The organism is Nitrosomonas sp., from assembly GCF_022842015.1.
Classification (GTDB): domain Bacteria; phylum Pseudomonadota; class Gammaproteobacteria; order Burkholderiales; family Nitrosomonadaceae; genus Nitrosomonas.
The window spans coordinates 20,690-39,855 of record NZ_JALHQJ010000026.1; the positions used below are offsets into that span (position 1 = coordinate 20,690).

Annotated in this window: 16 protein-coding genes and 1 riboswitch; of the genes, 6 read left to right on the top strand and 10 right to left on the bottom strand. The window is 45.3% G+C overall.

What is annotated here, in order from left to right; all coding sequences use genetic code 11:
• The first annotated feature begins 6 nt into the window (after nt 1–6).
• A complete protein-coding gene (locus tag Q0C11_RS06555; RefSeq protein ID WP_293006763.1) occupies nt 7–1,311 on the top strand; it encodes a deoxyribodipyrimidine photo-lyase in 1,305 nt (434 codons plus the stop codon).
• Nucleotides 1,312–1,338: 27 nt separating this feature from the next.
• Here Q0C11_RS06555 and Q0C11_RS06560 read toward each other — a convergent pair whose 3' ends face one another.
• Complete coding sequence (locus Q0C11_RS06560) at nt 1,339–2,028, bottom strand: hypothetical protein (RefSeq protein WP_293006764.1); 690 nt, start codon at nt 2,026–2,028, stop codon at nt 1,339–1,341.
• Nucleotides 2,029–3,301: 1,273 nt separating this feature from the next.
• Here Q0C11_RS06560 and Q0C11_RS06565 point away from each other — a divergent pair.
• From Q0C11_RS06565 to Q0C11_RS06580, 4 genes are all read left to right on the top strand, one after another.
• Nucleotides 3,302–3,616: a hypothetical protein gene (locus Q0C11_RS06565; protein WP_293006765.1), complete on the top strand. Its 315-nt coding sequence runs from the start codon at nt 3,302–3,304 to the stop codon at nt 3,614–3,616.
• A gap of 81 nt (nt 3,617–3,697) precedes the next feature.
• Nucleotides 3,698–3,991, top strand: coding sequence for a peptidase (locus Q0C11_RS06570; protein ID WP_293006766.1), 294 nt, complete (start codon nt 3,698–3,700; stop codon nt 3,989–3,991).
• 72 nt (nt 3,992–4,063) lie between these two features.
• Nucleotides 4,064–4,750: a response regulator transcription factor gene (locus tag Q0C11_RS06575; RefSeq protein ID WP_293006767.1), complete on the top strand. Its 687-nt coding sequence runs from the start codon at nt 4,064–4,066 to the stop codon at nt 4,748–4,750.
• On the top strand, nt 4,747–6,093 hold the full coding sequence (locus Q0C11_RS06580; protein WP_293006768.1) for an ATP-binding protein: 1,347 nt from the start codon (nt 4,747–4,749) through the stop codon (nt 6,091–6,093). Before Q0C11_RS06575 ends, Q0C11_RS06580 begins: the two co-directional genes overlap by 4 nt.
• A gap of 276 nt (nt 6,094–6,369) precedes the next feature.
• On the opposite strand, the gene Q0C11_RS06585 is transcribed toward Q0C11_RS06580, so the two are convergent.
• The 8 genes from Q0C11_RS06585 to Q0C11_RS06620 form a co-directional block, all read right to left on the bottom strand.
• Nucleotides 6,370–7,305, bottom strand: coding sequence for a carbohydrate kinase family protein (locus Q0C11_RS06585; RefSeq protein ID WP_293006769.1), 936 nt, complete (start codon nt 7,303–7,305; stop codon nt 6,370–6,372).
• Between the two features lie 41 nt (nt 7,306–7,346).
• Nucleotides 7,347–8,798: an aminomethyl-transferring glycine dehydrogenase subunit GcvPB gene (gene gcvPB, locus Q0C11_RS06590; protein ID WP_293006770.1), complete on the bottom strand. Its 1,452-nt coding sequence runs from the start codon at nt 8,796–8,798 to the stop codon at nt 7,347–7,349.
• Nucleotides 8,799–8,820: 22 nt separating this feature from the next.
• Nucleotides 8,821–9,318, bottom strand: coding sequence for a thiol peroxidase (tpx, locus tag Q0C11_RS06595; protein WP_293006771.1), 498 nt, complete (start codon nt 9,316–9,318; stop codon nt 8,821–8,823).
• Between the two features lie 56 nt (nt 9,319–9,374).
• Complete coding sequence (gene gcvPA / locus Q0C11_RS06600; RefSeq protein WP_293006772.1) at nt 9,375–10,727, bottom strand: aminomethyl-transferring glycine dehydrogenase subunit GcvPA; 1,353 nt, start codon at nt 10,725–10,727, stop codon at nt 9,375–9,377.
• 75 nt (nt 10,728–10,802) lie between these two features.
• Entirely contained in the window at nt 10,803–11,192 is a 390-nt protein-coding gene (gene gcvH / locus Q0C11_RS06605) for a glycine cleavage system protein GcvH (RefSeq protein WP_293006773.1), read from the bottom strand.
• Nucleotides 11,193–11,245: 53 nt separating this feature from the next.
• Complete coding sequence (gene gcvT / locus Q0C11_RS06610; protein WP_293006774.1) at nt 11,246–12,337, bottom strand: glycine cleavage system aminomethyltransferase GcvT; 1,092 nt, start codon at nt 12,335–12,337, stop codon at nt 11,246–11,248.
• Between the two features lie 43 nt (nt 12,338–12,380).
• A riboswitch (glycine riboswitch) is annotated at nt 12,381–12,485 on the bottom strand.
• Nucleotides 12,486–12,754: 269 nt separating this feature from the next.
• On the bottom strand, nt 12,755–15,883 hold the full coding sequence (gene putA / locus Q0C11_RS06615) for a bifunctional proline dehydrogenase/L-glutamate gamma-semialdehyde dehydrogenase PutA (protein WP_293006775.1): 3,129 nt from the start codon (nt 15,881–15,883) through the stop codon (nt 12,755–12,757).
• A 37-nt stretch (nt 15,884–15,920) separates the two neighbouring features.
• On the bottom strand, nt 15,921–16,391 hold the full coding sequence (locus Q0C11_RS06620; protein ID WP_293006776.1) for a hypothetical protein: 471 nt from the start codon (nt 16,389–16,391) through the stop codon (nt 15,921–15,923).
• Between the two features lie 347 nt (nt 16,392–16,738).
• On the opposite strand from Q0C11_RS06620, the gene Q0C11_RS06625 reads away from it, so the two are divergent.
• Complete coding sequence (locus Q0C11_RS06625) at nt 16,739–18,469, top strand: APC family permease (RefSeq protein WP_293006777.1); 1,731 nt, start codon at nt 16,739–16,741, stop codon at nt 18,467–18,469.
• Nucleotides 18,470–18,541: 72 nt separating this feature from the next.
• Here the strand turns inward: Q0C11_RS06625 and Q0C11_RS06630 are convergent, their stop codons facing one another.
• A complete protein-coding gene (locus tag Q0C11_RS06630; protein WP_293006778.1) occupies nt 18,542–18,922 on the bottom strand; it encodes a rhodanese-like domain-containing protein in 381 nt (126 codons plus the stop codon).
• Nucleotides 18,923–19,166 lie beyond the last annotated feature (244 nt).

The following is a 19,166-nucleotide window of genomic DNA, read 5'->3' on the forward strand; positions in this document are numbered from 1 at the left end:
CTTTTGATGAGAACGCCCGTTGCTGTGTTCTGGTTCCGGCGTGATCTACGTTTGGACGATAATGCCGGGTTGTCGCATGCTCTGGCATCCGGACAACCGGTTTTACCGGTTTTTATATTTGATCCATCAATTCTGACAGGATTGTCCGAGAACGATTCACGCGTCACTTTCATCTACGATACCTTGCAAGCCCTGCGCGCGCAGCTGGAGAAAAAATATGCGAGTTCAATCGCCCTCTATTACGGCAATCCATTAGAAGTTTTCGAGCAAATTCTGCGTTCACAACCTATTGCTGCAGTTTACGCCAACCATGACTACGAGCCTCTTGCGTGCAAACGGGATGAAGCCGTACATCAATGGTTACGAGCACGATCGGTAGGCTTTTATACCTATAAAGATCATGTGTTATTTGAAAAAAAAGAGATCGTCAAGGACTCGGGCAGCCCCTACATCGTGTATACCCCCTATATGCGCAAATGGAGAAAGACTCAGAATCAGGTAACACTGATGAATTATTCAACCTTGGCAAAACTGAAAAACACGATTAAACATCTATGCTTGCCTAATCTTTCGCTGGCTGATATTGGTTTTGCTCGATCTCCCCTAACCATTCCAGCTTATCAATTGGACACGAAATTGCTGCAACATTATGCGCGTGACAGGGATTTTCCCGCATTAACCGCTACATCGTTGTTAGGTCCACATTTACGGTTCGGCACAATAAGCATTCGGCGAATATTTCAGAAAGCACTGAACACCGGTGACGACATCTTCAGCAATGAACTGATCTGGCGTGAATTCTTCAGCCAGATCCTGTGGCATTTCCCCCATACACAAAATAGCAGTTTCAAGCCACGCTATGACTGCATTCAGTGGCGCAATAACGAGGCTGAATTCGAGCGCTGGTGTAAAGGAACAACCGGCTACCCTCTAGTCGATGCTGGAATGCGTCAACTCAATGCGACCGGCGCTATGCACAATCGAGTACGCATGATTACCGCCAGTTTTTTGTGCAAACACTTATTGATTGATTGGCGCTGGGGCGAAGCCTATTTTGCGAAAAAATTGCTGGATTACGAAATGGCGAGCAATGTCGGAAACTGGCAATGGGTAGCGGGTTGTGGCGTGGACGCCGCACCTTATTTCAGAATTTTCAATCCGGAAACGCAACTCAAGAAATTTGATAAAAACTTTAATTATATTCAGACTTGGGTGAATGATTGGCGAACGCCCGGCTATCCAGCACCTATGATCGAGCACACTTATGCACGGGAACGTTGCTTAAAAGCATATCGGCAGGCCATCGGCTAACCGAATAACTAGCATGCAGCGCAGAAACTAATCCCTTTCAGCTCCAACTCCAGGTTTAAGTAATATTACTGTTTGCTGATAGCAGGTGCGAGAGAAGTAAATCAACCACGTTACAATACCAAACAGCTTGAAGCCATCTTCGACCAGAACTGCAATACCTGTTTGCCGCAATACCAGATCAGACACGATGGATAATGCCAGGAAGGCGCAAGCTATTAATAGAATGATGTAATCTGTCTGCAAAATAATCCTGGCAAAGATAATGAAAAAGAACAGCATCGCCAAAATATATGCCAAATAAAAAATCTTCTCCGGCACATTTAAGTACTGCGGAAAAATATGTTCATGCAGCAAGCAGAAATCATCAACCAGCAAAACAAAGGTCAATGTCGCTGAATATAGCAAATATAACCCGATTTTCTTGCTGCCATTTTTTATCAAAAGCACTGCCACAAACAGGCAAATAGCCGCCGAGAATGTCCAAAGCAACACCCCCACATGGGACATGATCCCTAGGAACGGGTTAAATTTGAGTATTGCGGCAGGTTCCCGGAAAAAATTATCGATCAATATGTCGTATTGCCTACTGATAATCCAGACCGAAAAAAGCGCAACCGTCACAATCAAATAAGGAATCATCAGCAAACGCAGTGAACCTTTCAGGTTATCAAGTATTTGATTGAAAAAGTCCCTGGACATCAATTCGGTTAGTCTCATAAATATACCGCCTACTCATATAAACAATTGATCCGTACAGCTGTGACACACGTACGCTTGAGTTTGCTTGCGACGCAAACAAGTGTCAAGTTAATTCCTGGGTTACAACATCGAAGGCATCCACACTCACCACGCACAACTGCTTTCAATCTCAGAAATAAATCAGTTTAGAAGAAAAATCATACCATTACGTCCAAGAGGATTAGAAAAATTTTCGAACTAACTCCTTTTCTCCTCTGAATCTCAAAATTCCGTAATTCGTAAAAAACCTTGACAGTCGATGTCAAAAGCTCATTCTCATTTAATCGCGCCAGGCAATATTTGAAATACCTAACAATTACAATGTGGCAAAGATCAAATATTTTTCCAACCCTAAGAATAAACGCAAAAATTAAGGCTATAGACACCTCATTATATCTATCGCGATGCAATCATCTAATGCATTTCCATTCCATACTCGTTTTTTTAGTGTTATCCTTACTGTGAGTAAGTGCTTTTCTTATTCGAATAAAGCCATATTTTAGTATTTTAGAATCAAGCAACCAAATGATCTTCTAAAAAATCTTGCTCCATGAAAGGAAGTTCACTTCCGTGATTAAGATTTTAGATATGGTTTGTAACTGATGAAGTTTCAACGTGACATTAAATTTGTTTATAAGCAATTTTTGATTTTAATAACAAAGGAGATTCTCATGAAATATTTACTATTAGCAGCAGTTCTCTTAGCGTTCACACTCCCTTTAACCGCATGCGGAGGCGAAGGTAAACCTGGGCAATACCCACCAAGCCTTTATAAAGACAGCAAAGAGGGAGACTCTCAATAAAATTCTCTTGCTGCTGATTCTTTGGCAGACCCAAGAGGATCAAATAATTAAATTGCAGTAATAGCAATAGCGAGGAAACAAGGAACCAAATGTTTCTTTTGACGAAATTAGAAATTTTAAAACTTGTTTTCAATTGAGCCCTGGAAAAAATCCAGGGCTCCTATTTGGAATCTAGAAAACAAAACCTCAAAGGCATTTATCAATAACAAGCTAGTTCTTACTGATCTACTGATCTGAGTTTCTCGCTCAGAATCCGAATATGCCGCCTGATAACTGTGAGCAGATCACTGTTGTTCCTGGTGCACCTCTTAGGTAATTTCTGATCTGATATTAACGTCCTCCGCTGATTCTCGCCCGCTCCATTTCTCATTCAGTTTCCATTCACAGTGCTCTGTGTAAATTGACACTACCAGGAATAAACTTGAACAAATAACTGAAGGAGAAACATCATGGACACCCAAACAACAAAGCTGGCCAGCCTGTTACTGAGTGCAGTATTAGTCATTACTTTAGCGGCCCCTTCATTAGCACAAGCCGGCAGAGGCCATCACGGCCATTATCACAAACACCACCATGGTCATCACCATCATCACAATTACGGTGGATATGGTTATGTATATAGTCAGCCTCGTGGTTATTATCAGCCCTACTACCCGCAACCACGATATAGTTACAATTACTATCCTGCGCCGGTGTACATCCCTCCTCCTCAAACTATAATGGGCATTGGCACTGGAAATATGGATTTTATGATACGCTTCTAAATAAGCACTGCTAGCAACAGGTATTATAACAACGTACCTGTTGCAGATTGATTTCTATCTCCAGCGTATGGGATGGTCAGTATGAATAGAGAATGGAAAATTTTAGTAATCATGATGGCGCTGATTGCCCCGAGCACTCTGACAATAGCGAGCTGGCAAAATAACACTGCAAACTTTCACCGCACCGGAAACGGCACAGCAAGTGAAATCACCGAGCAAAAAGCTATTACGATCGCACAGCAACATTTAAAAGGCCGAGTGCTGGCGATCAACCAGATCGGCCATACTTACCGCATTAAAATACTCAGTGCCCAAAGCACAGTCCACACGATTCTAATCAATGCACAGGATGGTTCGGTGATACCCACTCACTAACTCAATAGCTCATGATAATCGCTGTCTCAAACAAGCTTAATTCTTCTCAAACCGATATTTCAGGAGTCAAGAATGCGCATCCTGGTCATTGAAGATGAATTCAGGTTACAAAATCAGATTCGCCAGCAATTAGAAACTGCAGGTTATATGATCGATACTTGCAGCGATGGCGATGAAGGTTTATTTCTTGCTTCAGAATACCCACTAGATGCGGCCATTATTGATATCGGCTTGCCCGGGAAATCTGGCTTGGAAATTATCAAAGCACTGCGTGAACGTGGAAATCTACTACCAATTCTGATTCTGACCGCTCGGAGCAGTTGGCAGGACAAGGTGCAAGGCCTAGAAATGGGTGCAGATGACTACCTGACCAAACCATTTCAAATGGAAGAACTGCAGGCCAGAGTTAAAGCGCTACTGCGTCGCGCGACCGGCATACCACAGGCAATTCTAAAATGCGGCCCCATCACGTTGGATGTCACTGCTCAATCCGTTGCCATCAACGATGTGGAAATTGAGCTCACATCGTTTGAATATCGCCTGCTGGAAGAATTGGTTCGCCATCATGGCGAAGTTCTCTCCAAGCATACATTATCCGACTACCTCTACCCACACGACGAAGATCGTGACAGCAATGTGCTCGAAGTCATGGTCGGCAGGCTACGCCGCAAACTTGATCCCAATGGCACTCTGAATCCAATTGAAACCATGCGTGGCCGCGGTTATCGCTTCACCCTGGAGTGCAATAAATCGTCATGATGTCATTAAACCGGCGCATCCTGTTCAGCGCAACCTTGGTTTTGCTGATTTTTATCGTGGGAATTGCGTTGACTCTAGATCGTGCTTTTTATGATAGTGCGCGCTTAGGTGTAAAAGATCGGCTATTCGCCAAGCTGCTCATGCTCATGGGAGATGCCGAAGTTGAAGATTCCAACGAATTGGATGTACCAACCAATTTGCTCGATGCAGAGCTCGGCCACGTCAATTCAGACACCTATGCTTATATCGTCGATCCGACCAATACTATTGCCTGGCGCTCCAATTCATCGCTCAACAAACCCATACCGCCTACTGCCTTACTAGAGAAAGGCAAAAAAGAATTTAGCCAAATCATACTCAATGATGAACCCCACTTCATCTATCGTTACGGTGTTGCCTGGAAAACCCCTACCGGAGATTATCCACTGACTTTCATTGTCATTACTGATACCGTATTATTTGAGGCGCAGATTGAGCGCTATCGGGAAGATTTGTGGGGCTGGCTGAGTATCATGGCAGTTTTTCTATTAGCAACTCAAATGCTGGTATTACGTTGGGGGCTACAGCCGCTTCGCAAAGTATCAACTGAACTTGCTGCAATAGAATCCGGGCAGAAAGAAAGCTTAAAAGGCATTTATCCCAGTGAAATACAAGTATTAACCGATAGCATTAACTCCCTGATCAACCACGAACATAAACAACAGAAACGCTATCGTAATGGCCTCGCCGACTTAGCACACAGTCTCAAAACACCACTCGCCGTTCTGCAGGGCGCAATTCAGGGCGAAGAAGATGAAACGATCCGTCGCAAAACAATTCAGGAGCAAATTGACCGTATGGATAACACCATCCAGTATCAATTGCGCCGTGCCGCAACTGCCGGCAGCTCGCCAGGCATGAAGCTGATCTTGCTACGTCCCATAGTCGACCGAATTGTTAACACTGTGACGAAAGCCTATCGTGATAAGAACCCACACATCACTACTAAGATCAATGAATCCACCGGTTTGCGTATCGACGAGGGGGATTTAATGGAATTATTGGGAAATCTGATCGACAACGCTTTTAAATGGTGCCGTCAGAGCATTCATTTATCCGCTGGTTATCAGGGAAGCCAGGTGATTATTCAGGTCAAAGATGATGGTCCCGGTATTCAATCTCATGAAATCGCTAGAATTCTCGAACGTGGCGTACGCGCCGATCAATCTACACCTGGTCACGGTATCGGCTTGGCCATCGTGCGTGATATCACACAAGTTTATGGTGGGAAACTATCAATCGAAAACAATCCAACTGGTGGCCTCTGCGTTACTCTGTGCTTGAAACAAAGTAAGCAGCACTGATTTTGTTCACAGTGAGCTTACCGAAACACAAATCTCGAGCGTGATTCTGGCCGATTGCCGGAACGTATTATTAAACGGGGCGGAAATTTTAGTGGTGATATACAACGTATGCGGGAAAATAACTCGATGTGCATGGCGCTAACAAAGTATGACGGCAGTTGCTATGACAAGGTTAGCGTTACTGGTTGCACTGTTGCGCAACAATTAAAAAGCTTAGAATACTATGTATTAGGAGTGGTAAGATTCTGAACTACGGCAACAGATTCAGGTTGGCATTTAGAAAACACGAACACCAAAACTCTCAAAATAATACTGATCAATCTCATCGCGAGAAAACTGATGATTTTGTCCACCGCGTTGAGCGATTTTTAGCGAACCCATCAGCGAGCCAAGTTGTCCTGCAGTTTGCCATTCTAGGTTATTGACAATGCCATATAACAAGCCAGCGCGATAGGCATCGCCGCAACCGGTGGGATCGACAATCGCTTTCGGCTTGACACTAGGAATTTCAAATTTTTTACCGTCGGCGTAAATGATAGAGCCTTGCGCGCCTAGGGTAATGATCAATGCTTTGGCTTTGTTTGCTAAGGATTCCAGATTGATTCCCGTACGGTCTTGCAACATCTGGCCTTCATAGTCATTTACAGCGATGTAGTCCGCTTTGTCGATGAAATCGAGCAATTCTTCTCCATTATACATCGGTAGCCCCTGACCCGGATCAAAAATAAAAGGGATGCCGGCTTCGTGAAATTCGCGTGCGTGTAACATCATGCCATCGCGTCCGTCTGGAGCGATAATGCCCAACCGGATATCACGCGTTTCTTGCACAGAATTGAGGTGCGAGAAATTCATCGCTCCCGGATGAAATGCAGTAATCTGATTATCGTCCAGATCGGTAGTAATGAAGGCCTGTGCAGTATAGGTATCGGCAACATGTAGCACATGCTCCTGAGGCAAGCTTAATTGCTCTAATCTCTTGGCATAAGGTGCATAATCATCGCCAACAGTAGCCATCATGACAGGCTCTCCGCCCAGCATTCTTAGATTGTATGCAATATTGCCGGCACAACCGCCGAATTCACGGCGCATCTCAGGAACCAAAAATGCGACATTCAATACGTGGATTTTCTCAGGCAGAATGTGATTCTTAAATTGATCCTGGAAAACCATAATATTATCGTAAGCGATTGAACCGCATATCAATGTACGCATTATTCGGATTCCACTTCGATTAATGGTGTTTAATTATTGAATCAGGCATCCGGTTTCCAGGCCAAATCGGGCTCACGCGCAGCCTTAACATCATCCAACTTACGCACTGGCATGGTATGCGGTGCGCCTTTCACCATATCTGGTTGTGTCTCGATTTCTTGCAGAATTTCTTTCATTGATGAGACAAAAGCATCCAGCGTTTCCTTGGATTCCGTTTCGGCTGGTTCAATCAATAAGCATTCGGGTACCAGCAGCGGAAAATAGGTTGTCGGTGCATGATAGCCTTTATCAAGTAGTCGTTTGGCCAGATTCATCGCAGTTACGCCGGTTTTATCCTTGATATCTTTCAGCGTGACAATAAATTCATGACTGGCACGGCGATTAGGGTAAGCAATTTCAAATCCCACTTTGCGCAATTCGGCCATCAAATAGTTAGCGTTCAGTGTGGCAAACTCGGAAATGCGATGCATACCATCCAATCCCAGTAAACGAACATAAATATAGGCGCGCAACAATACCCCGGCATTACCCATGTGCGCGGATAACCGTCCAATGGATTGCGGTTTGTCTTTTTCAGTGATCCAACGATAGGTATCGCCTTCCTTCGCAACAATCGGAATTGGGATAAAAGGCAATAAGCGCTCAGCCACGCCTACCGGTGCAGAACCCGGACCACCACCGCCATGCGGGGTAGAAAAGGTTTTGTGCAGGTTGATATGAATCACATCAAAACCCATATCGCCCGGTTTCACCTTACCCAATACTGCATTCAGATTGGCACCATCGTAATACAACAATCCACCGGCCTGATGCACTACGCGACTCATTTCAGCAACATTCTTTTCGAACACGCCTAATGTGGAAGGGTTGGTCAGCATCAATCCGGCGGTTTTTGGCCCAACGGCAGCCTTCAGCGCATCCAGATCGACATTCCCATCTTTATCGGTAGCAATCTCCACCACTTTGAAGCCGCACATTACGGCCGTGGCAGGATTCGTGCCATGCGCCGCATCGGGCACAATGATTTCAGTGCGGTCAAAATCGCCGCGCGATTCATGATAGGCGCGAATCATCATGACGCCGATCAACTCGCCTTGCGCACCTGCCATCGGCGTCAAGCTGACAGCAGCCATACCGGTGACTGCTTTCAGGATTTCCTGCAATTCATACATGCAAGCAAGATAACCCTGCCCAGTGTCTTCCGGTGCCAGCGGGTGCCGAGATATGAATTGCGGCAACATGGCTAACGAATTACACGCACGCGGATTGTATTTCATCGTGCATGAACCCAGTGGATAAAACTCGGTATCAATTGAGAAATTCTTTTGTGATAGGCGGGTAAAGTGACGCACCGTATCCATCTCGGAAACTTCCGGCAGAAGTACTTTCGATTTGCGCAGCAGGTTTTGCGGAATTGCAGACTTGCTCGCCGGTTTTGCCGGTGATTGAGAATAATTAAGACGCCCTGGGCGCGAGTGTTCAAATATCAACATAATCTATGGGCTCAATCTCAATTTATTGCTTCAAAGCAGCGATCGCCGCCTCATAATTCGGCTCGTCTGCAATCTCCGGAACCAGTTCGGCATGAATTATGGTGTCCGATTCATCTAACACAATCACCGCGCGTGCTGTAATGCCTCCAAATGGACTATCAGCGATCAAGACACCGTAATCCTTCATGAAATTGGCGCCACGCATGGTGGATAATGTAATGACTTTATCCAATCCTTCAGCATCAGTGAACCGGCTCATGGCAAAAGGCAGATCAGCCGCAATGATCAATACTACGGTATTGTCCATATTACTGGCCTGCTGGTTAAACTTGCGTGTTGAAATCGCACACACTGGCGTATCCAAACTGGGAACAATATTCAATACTTTCTTTTTACCCGCGTAATTGTTCAATGTAACATCTTGTAGGTCTCGATTGACCAAAGAAAATGATGGCGCTTTTTGACCGACTTTGGGAAAAGTTCCTTCAATTTTAATGGGGTTTCCTTTGAGAGTAACCATGATTTTTCCTTAAAGATAAAGTTGATAAGTAATAAGCTTGAGTAAACCGCAGTTAATTAACCAAGTGCCTGCTGCATGGCAGCAGCATAATTCTGCAAGTCAGATTCAGTCTTGGTTTCCGTCGCACAAACCAGCAAAGTATTACCCAATTCGGGATATTGTTCTTGCAAACTGTACCCTCCCAAAATTCCTTTTTGCTTCAGTTTACTCAATACATCCACAACCGGCTTAGACAAAGTTAGTGCGGCTTCATGAAATACAGGTCCACTAAATGCTCTTTCAACGCCTTTAATTTTCACCAATTGCTCAACCAATTCCAGTGTATTGGCATGTGATTGTGCCGCAACCCGACGCAATCCTTCCGGGCCTACTAATGACATAAAAATAGTGGCGGCGGTCACCATCAGCCCTTGATTGGTACAAATATTGGATGTTGCTTTGGATCGACGGATATGCTGTTCTCGCGCCTGTAGCGTCAGCACGAACCCTTCTTTATTATCCAAGTCCGTGGTACGGCCAATGATACGACCCGGCATCTGACGCACCAATTCGCTCTTGCAAGCCATAAAACCAAAGTACGGTCCACCACTGGACAGAGGTATTCCAAGTGGTTGACCTTCACCAACAGCGATATCGGCGCCTTTGCTGCCCCATTCCCCCGGAGGGGTTAGTAATGCCAGTGCGGTTGGATTGACGACGCCGATGGCAAAAGCATTTTTACTGTGCGCCCAATCGGTCAATGCATCGACTTGTTCCAACACCCCAAAGAAATTGGGTTGCGGAATCACCAATGCGGCAAAATCTTCATGATTCGAATTGGCTAATGATTCAGGCAGAATTTGCCCGCATTCGGTGCAGTAAGGCAATTCGACCACTTCAATTTTTTGATTGCTGACAATGGCACGAACCACTTGACGATAAACGGGATGTACTGTTTGTGGAATCAAAATGCGTCGTGATGTTTTATGCGAGCGCACCGCCATCAAAGCAGCTTCAGCCAAAGCCGTAGCACCGTCATACATGCTGGCATTGGAGACATCCATCCCGGTCAGTGAAGCCATCATCGATTGATATTCATACAATAACTGCAAAGTTCCCTGGCTGGCTTCTGCTTGGTATGGTGTATAGGAAGAATAAAACTCTCCACGCGTGGTGATTTGCCAGACCGCCGCAGGGATATGATGCTCATAAGCGCCAGCCCCAATGAAGTTTTGATAAAACCCATCTTGAGTGGCTCGCTCCATCATTAGCCGGGCTATTTCCATTTCGCTGAGCCCGGGGGGAACACCTGTTAGTTCGCCGCTGATTAATTCTTTTGGAATTTCATCAAAAAGCTCTTCAATTGTTTTCGCACCAATGCTAGTAAGCATTTCGGCAACATCTTCTTTGGTATGTGGAATAAACGGCATGATTTATCTAAAGGAATGTAAGAAATAAGGCATTAAAATCGTCAAACAAAAATACATTTCGATCCTAAGACAATCTTAGTGATCTTCGCTCTCGACCAATTCGGCATAAGCAACTGCATCCAATAATCCATCCAGCTCGGCTGTATTACTCGGTTTTAATTTAAACAGCCAAGCAGAATAGGCATCTTCGTTTATCTTTCCCGGCTCATCGACCAACGGAGAATTCACTGCAGTAACTTCACCTGAAATAGGAGAATACACATCTGCTGCTGCTTTGACTGATTCCGCAACCGCGCATTCTTCTTTTTGTTTAAGCACACGCCCAACTTCTGGCAATTCAATAAACACCATATCTCCGAGTAATTCCTGTGCGTGATGGGAAATACCAACAGTTACTGTGCCGTCGGCTTCTGGTTTCACCCATTCATGAGATTTGCTATATTTTAAATTTGTTGGAATACTCATTTTTTTCACTCCAGATTAATAAAGTAATGTAATATTTTTTAATTACTTGTTAATTAAACCAATACCTTGCCATTTCGCACAAACGGATATTTCACCACCTTTGCACGCAGCTTTTTATCGCGCACCACGACTTCAACTTCATCTCCGATGCCTATTCGTGCCGAGATACGAGCCAAAGCAATCGATTGGTTCATGGTTGGCGAAAATCCGCCACTGGTAATCTCGCCTGAATACTCAACGCCATCTTTTTGTCCGACAACTTGTTGATGGCCCCGCAGTACACCACGATCAACCAATACCAATCCTACCAATTGATGCGTAACAGCGGCATCCAACAATGTTTGTTTGCCAACGAAATCACGCTCGCTTTTCAGATCAACCGTCCAAGCCAAACCCGATTCCAACGGATTCTTCGTTTCATCCATATCTTGCCCGTATAAATTCATACCGGCTTCCAGACGGAGCGTATCGCGCGCACCCAGCCCAGCAGGAGCGACACCGGCAGCATGCAACGCTTTCCAGAATGCTGGCGCATCCGCAGCGGGAAGAATGATCTCAAAGCCATCTTCGCCGGTATAACCCGTTCGTGCGATAAAATATTGACCGACAACTGCGGATTGAAATTGTTTTAATTCTTCGGTCGCTGATTGAGAGTCTGGAATGACTTGCCAGACTTTAGCCCGGGCATTGGGTCCTTGTACAGCAATCATGGCAAGATCGCGTCTTGGCGTAATCTCTAAATTAGGTGCCAGTTCATCACGTTTTTTGAGCATCCAGGCGACATCTTTATCGGCTGTGCCAGCGTTGACCACGATACGAAACCAAGCCTCAGACAGGAAATAGATGATCAGATCGTCGATGATACCTGCTTGCGGAGTCAGCATACAGGAATACAACGCCTTACCAGGAAGTGCCAATTTATCAACATTATTTGCCACCAGTTGACGTAAAAAACCGCGCACATTGTCGCCTTTAATATCGACTGACAACATGTGCGAGACATCAAACATTCCTGCATCCTGGCGGACTTTATGGTGCTCGTCTAATTGTGAGCCGTAATGTAACGGCATATCCCAACCACCAAAATCCACCATTTTGGCGTTCATATCGCGGTGGGTTTGATTAAGGGGTGTCATTTTCAGCACGGATTTTTCTCCCGGAAATAAATAAAAGTCATTGCAGATGACTTCGCACCCCTCTGTCCTTTTTACCTGAGAGATTTACAGATTAGCATCCGCGTGCCCCTTCGGTGGCCAAAAGAATAATATTCTGGCACTCTCCAGATTGCCCGTCACAAGCGGTTCTTAAGGAACAAGTTGGCTTGACCATGCCTGAGCGATTCCGGGGGGGTTACGCCTTCGGCGGCGCTTCTTAGTAATTAGCGCGCTCTCCTGCTTGGACTTCAATGGCTGAGTGCGAACTATACTCTAGTAACAGCATTTCATACAAGCCATTCAACAAATTTTTTGTAGAGAACAAATAAACAGTCCGGGTATATAACAAATGATCTGGCCGGTTTTAAATCGTTCAGAAACAATTAACATAGCAACGCCTTTTTTAACCTAGGAATCGCCGTTAAGTTTATTCTTGTGAAGTGTCATTAGTGCAGCATTACCTCCTATTGCTGCCGTATTGACAGTGACGACTCGTTCAGTCGCAAAGCGCTGCAGATAATGGGGGCCACCAGCCTTTGGTCCGGTGCCGGACAATCCTTCGCCTCCGAAAGGTTGCGAGCCAACGACAGCGCCAATGATGTTGCGGTTGATGTAGGCATTACCGCAACGGGTATGGCGGGTGATATAGTCGATAGTGGTATCGATACGGCTATGGATACCGAGGGTGAGGCCGTAACCACTGTTGTTAATGGCAGCAACTACATCATTCAATCGACTAGCCTGGTATCGAATGATGTGGAGGATAGGACCGAATACTTCATGCCAGAGCTGGCTGAGTTTCTCGATCTCATAAACGCGCGGAGCAAAGTAGCTGCCCTGTTCGCTGCTTTGAGGGAGCTGCATCACTTTGATCAGGCGTGCCTCGTTGTTCATTCGCTTGCTATGTTGTTGCAGATCACCGTGGGCAGACACACTGATGACGGGCCCGATATCCGTATTGAGATGCATGGGATTGCCGATGCGTAATTCATCCATCGCGCCGCTGAGCATTTCGAGGATTTGCGGCGCTATTTCATGCTGCAAAAAAAGTACGCGCAGTGCTGAACAACGTTGTCCGCTACTGTTAAATGCAGAAATGATAACATCTTTCACCACCTGTTCTGGTAATGCAGAACTATCGACGATCATGCAATTCTGACCCCCGGTTTCGGCAATGAAAGGAAGGATACATGCGCCTTGAGCAAGCGCCTGATTGATTTGCCGTGCCGTACTGATAGAACCGGTAAAGGCGACACCAGCGATACGAGCATCACACACCAGTTTAGCGCCAATTTCTTTGCCGCTACCCGGAATGAAATGTAACACCTCTTGAGGAATGCCAGCTTTGTGCAACAAGTTAATTACGTACGCAGCACATAGTGGCGTGAGTGCCGCCGGCTTGGCGATAACACTATTTCCGGCGGCAAGTGCAGCAGCAATTTGACCGGTAAAAATGGCCACTGGAAAATTCCACGGACTGATACAAATGAATACGCCGCGTCCCATCAGCTGCAATTGACTTCTTTCCCCTGTGATACCAGGCAATGTAATGGGGTGCTCAAAATGTTGGCGCGCCTGAGTGGCATAGTAGCGACAGAAATCAATAGCCTCGCGCACTTCGTTGAGCGCGTCCTGAATGGTGCGCCCACCCTCGCGAATAATGCGCGCCATCAATTCGGCACGCTGCTCCTCAAATAGCTCTGCGGCCCGTTCCAAAAATGCGGCACGCTCACTCGCCCTGCGGTTAGCCCATTCAGCCGCGGCGTCATGCGCAACACTGAGTGCTTTGTCGGCAGCACTCATATCTGCGAGTAACACTTCACCGATCACCTCAGCACGATTAGCGGGGTTGAGGATAGTTTGCGCGTTGCCTTTGAGGACTTGACCATCGACGATGGGTGCAGCACACCATGGTTGTCGGCATACTTTTTGCAGTGCTTGATCGAGGTGCTTGTGTGCTTCGCGATCAGCAAGATTGATGCCGCTCGAGTTGAGTCGTGCCTCACCATAGAGATAACGGGGTATAGAGATATGTGGATGGTGGCGATCAAGCACACTGACAGGATCAGCGATGATCTCTTCCATAGTAATGCGCTCATTAACGATCTGATTAACGAAAGAACTATTGGCGCCATTTTCCAACAGTCTCCTCACCAGATAGGGAAGCAACGCTTGGTAGTCTCCGACGGGCGCGTAGACGCGGCAATTGAATTCCGGATGCTCATCAAGTACGGTGGTATAGAGCGCTTCACCCATACCATACAAACGCTGAAACTCTAAGGAGCGAGATTCAGCCATGACAATAAGGGTGGCAACAGTACGGGCATTATGAGTGGCAAATTGAGGATAGAGCAAATCATTACTGTCAAGAAGGTGGCGAGCACAGGCAAGGTATGAGACATCGGTCGCCGCTTTGCGGGTAAACACCGGATAATCGTCAAGACCACGCTCCTGCGCCAGTTTAATCTCAGTATCCCAGTAGGCTCCTTTGACGAGACGGACTGGAATCTGACGCTTGTACGCGCGCGCCAATTGCGCGAGCCAGTCAATAACAGGAATGGCTCGTTTCTGGTACGCTTGTACTGCCAAACCAAAGCCATGCCAACCATCAAGCTTGTTATTGCAATAAACGATTTCAAACAAGTCGAGCGAGAGATCAAGACGCTCCATTTCTTCGGCATCAATAGTCATGCTGATGTTAGCAGCCTTGGCAGCAAGTGCTAAATCCAGCAAGCGCGGTGCCAGTTCGTCGAGCACACGCTGCCGCTGGGTATATTCGTAACGGGGATGAAGCGCGGAAAGTTTCACCGAGATACTGGGATGATCCAATAATTCACCCTCGCAAACCTGCTCACCCAAAGTGGTAATAGCGTGGTGATAAGCGTCCCAATAGCGCGTCGCATCAGTGCTGGTGAGAGCTGCTTCACCGAGCATGTCGAAGGAATAGCGATAGCGTTTGTTTTCGTCATCGCTACTGCGCATGAGTGCTTCATCAATAGTGTTTCCCATAACGAACTGATAACCAATTAGACGCATTGCCTGTTTAATCGCCATACGGATCATCGGCTCACCGCTGCGGCTGACAAGATGATTGAAGGATGATGAGGACGTCTCAAGCTTGACAACCTTGCCAGAGAACAATAGCCCCCAAGTGGACACATTGACTAGCCATGATGGGCTATGACCGAGATGGCGGCTCCATTCGGCGTCAGAAAGTTTATCCTGGATCAGCCGGTCAGCAGTAGCCGCATCGGGAATGCGCAGTAGCGCCTCGGCCAAACACATCAGCAACACACCTTCCTGGGTACTGAGATCATATTCATGGAGCAGCGCATCAATGCCATTCCGAGTCTGTTCTCTATGACGTACTTTACTTGCTAATTGTCGCGCTAGGACCTCTATTTGTGCTTGCTTGCGCTCACCAAGCCTAATGAGAGCAAGCAAAGTGTTGAGGTGTTCAGCCTCATCGAGAAGATAGGCACTATTGATGGCAGTTCTGAAAGGGATCAAAGAAGGAAATAGAATGTCATGAATCATGATGGCCGATCAGGTCACCTTGATAATTCTAAAATAATCAATTCGCCTTTTCCTTAAGAAGTTTGCCTTCATTTCTCAGTAAGCCACCTTCTATTTCTAGATCTTGAATTATTTTCTTAATCTCTTCATTCTTCAAATCTGAATCAGAATCGAGTAATTTCTCTATGTCATTTTTCTTTTGATTCCAATCATCTTTTCTTTTTTCCCAACTATTAATTTCAACAACCAGCTCACTACCCTTTCCCTTTACATTACTCAAGAAATTACTAATATTCTGCAGGGACTTGTCATATTTTCCCTCTTTGAATTTTTCATATTCAGCTTCCAGAAGATCCGCGCTAGCGCCTACGACCTCGGCTCCCTTAGCAAAAATTTCTTGTGCTTGCCCCTTTTCTTGTTCTGTACCAAAAAAATAGTTATAACTCAGAAGCCCGATAACGAGAAAAAATGTGAAGGAAATAATTAATCGAATCATTGTAATTTTGCTTAAGATGATATTTATAGCCATTATAAATCTAATTCCATCAATATTAATGAAAACCTCGGCTATGAATTATTAATAGCATCTAGATCAGCATGAATGGCAAGGGTTAGTCGGCGTAACAACGTGTTTGTCGAACAGCTTTGGAAGAGCGTCAAACACGAAGAACGAAAAATTATATCCATACGCCTACGGCAGCGTAAATGATGCAGAACGAGGTTTAGAGAGATATTTCATGTTCTACAATCAAAATAGATCTCACACCGACTTGACGACAAAACACCAGATGGATTCTACTTCGATAACCTGCCTGCAATACAAAGATCAGCGTTGGCGTTAATCGCAAGATTTCCAGTTTTAAGAAATGAGAAAAAATGAAAGATGCGTTTAAGAAACAGCTAGTGATCTTTGACTTCACTCACGATCTTTGCTACTTTTCGGCGCAAATTCGGAATATTCTATCCAGAACCCCCTATAAAACCCAGAGGTATGAAATGCATGAAGAAACAGTGATGCATAATTTAAAAGCCAAAGGTCTGAAAAAAGGCTCCGTATCCAAATGGGCTGCGGTGACGATCGGTCTAGCAGCAACCGCCCCGGCTTATTCTTTGACCGGAGCACTTGGTTATGGCGCAGCTGGAAGCGGCTATCAATTACCGATTGTATTCATACTTTCGGTAATTCCAATGTTTTTTGTTGCCTTATCTTACAAACACTTAACTACTTCTGCTCCAGATTCCGGCACTATTTTTACTTGGGGTACAAAAGCCATAGGACCGAGGTTCGGTTGGTTTGGCGGCTGGGCGCTCTTACTAGCAAGTGTTTTGGCAGGCGTTGCCGCCACTCAAATTATGGTAAATGCGGCGGCTTTTATTTTTGATCTGAATGATATCCCCAAGTGGTTTCATATTGGAGTAGCGGGTCTTTTCATTTTCAGCACAACTTATCTCACCGCGCTTGGCGCTAAAGAATCTTCTCGCACCACCATGATTCTGACAATCGCTCAATACAGCATTCTTATCGCGCTTGCGGTATTCCTATTATTACGCGTCATGCAAGGAGCCGCTGTCAGTACCGCTGAGACATTTTCGCTAGAGTGGTTTAATCCATTTGCAATTACTTCATTTACTGCCTTTCTGGATGGTTTTCTTATTGCACTCTTTATATTCTGGGGTTTTGATGCATCCTTGGCAATGTCGGAAGAAACGGAAGGTAGCGCAGAACAAGCTGGAAAAAGCGGTATTATTTCAATGATCATTACAGTTATTACTTATGTTGTCTTTTCCACTACAGCACTGGCTTATGCCGGTATAGATCCCAATCATCAATCGAGCCTGACGTCTAAGGACAACATCGATTCCAGCATAACCGCCCTTGCCACTGATATCATCGGCACCAAGGGCGCGTTGGTTGCTGCATTGGTCATCGGAGTTTCTGCTTTCTCCGCTACTATGTCTACGATTATGCCTGCCGCGCGTGCTGCCTTAGCAATGGCGACTTATCGGGCAATTCCACAAAGATTTTCTTCTGTTAACGAAGTAACACAGACTCCAAAATTTGCGACTTGGTCTATCGGCTTAATGACACTGATCATCTACAGCACGCTTAGCCTAATTAGTGAATCGATTATTAAAGACACGATTCATAGTGTCAGTATTGCAATCTGCACTTATTACTCCGTTGCAGCATTATCCTGTGCGTTATATTTCCATCGCACGGCCTTTAATCACTGGCGCACAACTGTATCACAAGTATTGCTGCCAACTATGGCCGCTATTGTGCTAATTGCAGTAGGAATTCTTCAAGCCTGGAATATGATGGATCCGAATTATGGATCAGGCGGATCAATTGCTGGTATGGGTGCGGTATTCCTGATCGGAGTTGTTGCATTGTTCTTAGGAATTCCTTTGATGATGTGGTGGAACTTTCGGGATCCTAGATTTTTTCGTGGTGAAACATTACCACTTGAAAGAGCACATATGGTGCCCGACAGCAATAGTCACAACACAAACTATACTGCCACTCGTCACATCAAAGATGACAATTCTGCACGTCCAACTGAAGAACAAACCGACTTACCGATCAAGGATGAAAAAAATCCGTGAGTTATAAATTGCAACATTGATGATTAACTTCAGTAATAAATGCTACAACATGCAACAAGAATGACTATTTTTCTAGATTGGCTTATCTTTCTCTAATGGAAACCCAGCATCACGCAATGCTTTAATTCCACCAACCAACGACAATACATTTTTGTAACCCATTAGCTGCAGCGTATCGGCCACCAAAACTGACCGATAACCTCCACCGCAATACAGTATAATCGACGCATTTTTATCTGGTATTGCTGTTTCAATGTCACGCTCGATAATACCTTTTCCAAGATGACGAGCTCCAGCTGCGTGATCTATCAAAAACTCATGATCTTCCCGCACATCAATGAAGTGGAATTGCATTCCTTGTGCTAGCCTGGCTTGCGCATCCGCTACTGTACATTCTTTTATACGTTTCCTTACTTGCTCTACTAATTTCAGGAATCCTTGATTATGCTGCATTATTTCCCTCTTGCATATTATATCAAAGACCACATGTCTTGCTGCACAGCCAAGATAAATATAACAAAGTTTTTATTTTTCACCTGATGCCCTAGTTATCATGCAAAAACTGAATAGGCACAAATAAAAAACCGGTACACCGGCTGTCTTCCGACAGTGGTGTACCGGTGTATTGATGCTATACCAGCTTATAGCTTGGTAAAGACTGGAATTACCGCACCAGCAATACTGTTAATGTAACGAT

Coding starts and splice junctions, on each gene's coding strand:
- Q0C11_RS06555 (WP_293006763.1), top strand. CDS start 7: ATGAGAACGCCCGTTGCTGTGTTCTGGTTCCGGCGTGATCTACGTTTG.
- Q0C11_RS06560 (WP_293006764.1), bottom strand. CDS start 2,028: ATGAGACTAACCGAATTGATGTCCAGGGACTTTTTCAATCAAATACTT.
- Q0C11_RS06565 (WP_293006765.1), top strand. CDS start 3,302: ATGGACACCCAAACAACAAAGCTGGCCAGCCTGTTACTGAGTGCAGTA.
- Q0C11_RS06570 (WP_293006766.1), top strand. CDS start 3,698: ATGAATAGAGAATGGAAAATTTTAGTAATCATGATGGCGCTGATTGCC.
- Q0C11_RS06575 (WP_293006767.1), top strand. CDS start 4,064: ATGCGCATCCTGGTCATTGAAGATGAATTCAGGTTACAAAATCAGATT.
- Q0C11_RS06580 (WP_293006768.1), top strand. CDS start 4,747: ATGATGTCATTAAACCGGCGCATCCTGTTCAGCGCAACCTTGGTTTTG.
- Q0C11_RS06585 (WP_293006769.1), bottom strand. CDS start 7,305: ATGCGTACATTGATATGCGGTTCAATCGCTTACGATAATATTATGGTT.
- gcvPB (WP_293006770.1), bottom strand. CDS start 8,798: ATGTTGATATTTGAACACTCGCGCCCAGGGCGTCTTAATTATTCTCAA.
- tpx (WP_293006771.1), bottom strand. CDS start 9,318: ATGGTTACTCTCAAAGGAAACCCCATTAAAATTGAAGGAACTTTTCCC.
- gcvPA (WP_293006772.1), bottom strand. CDS start 10,727: ATGCCGTTTATTCCACATACCAAAGAAGATGTTGCCGAAATGCTTACT.
- gcvH (WP_293006773.1), bottom strand. CDS start 11,192: ATGAGTATTCCAACAAATTTAAAATATAGCAAATCTCATGAATGGGTG.
- putA (WP_293006775.1), bottom strand. CDS start 15,883: ATGATTCATGACATTCTATTTCCTTCTTTGATCCCTTTCAGAACTGCC.
- Q0C11_RS06620 (WP_293006776.1), bottom strand. CDS start 16,391: ATGGCTATAAATATCATCTTAAGCAAAATTACAATGATTCGATTAATT.
- Q0C11_RS06625 (WP_293006777.1), top strand. CDS start 16,739: ATGAAAGATGCGTTTAAGAAACAGCTAGTGATCTTTGACTTCACTCAC.
- Q0C11_RS06630 (WP_293006778.1), bottom strand. CDS start 18,922: ATGCAGCATAATCAAGGATTCCTGAAATTAGTAGAGCAAGTAAGGAAA.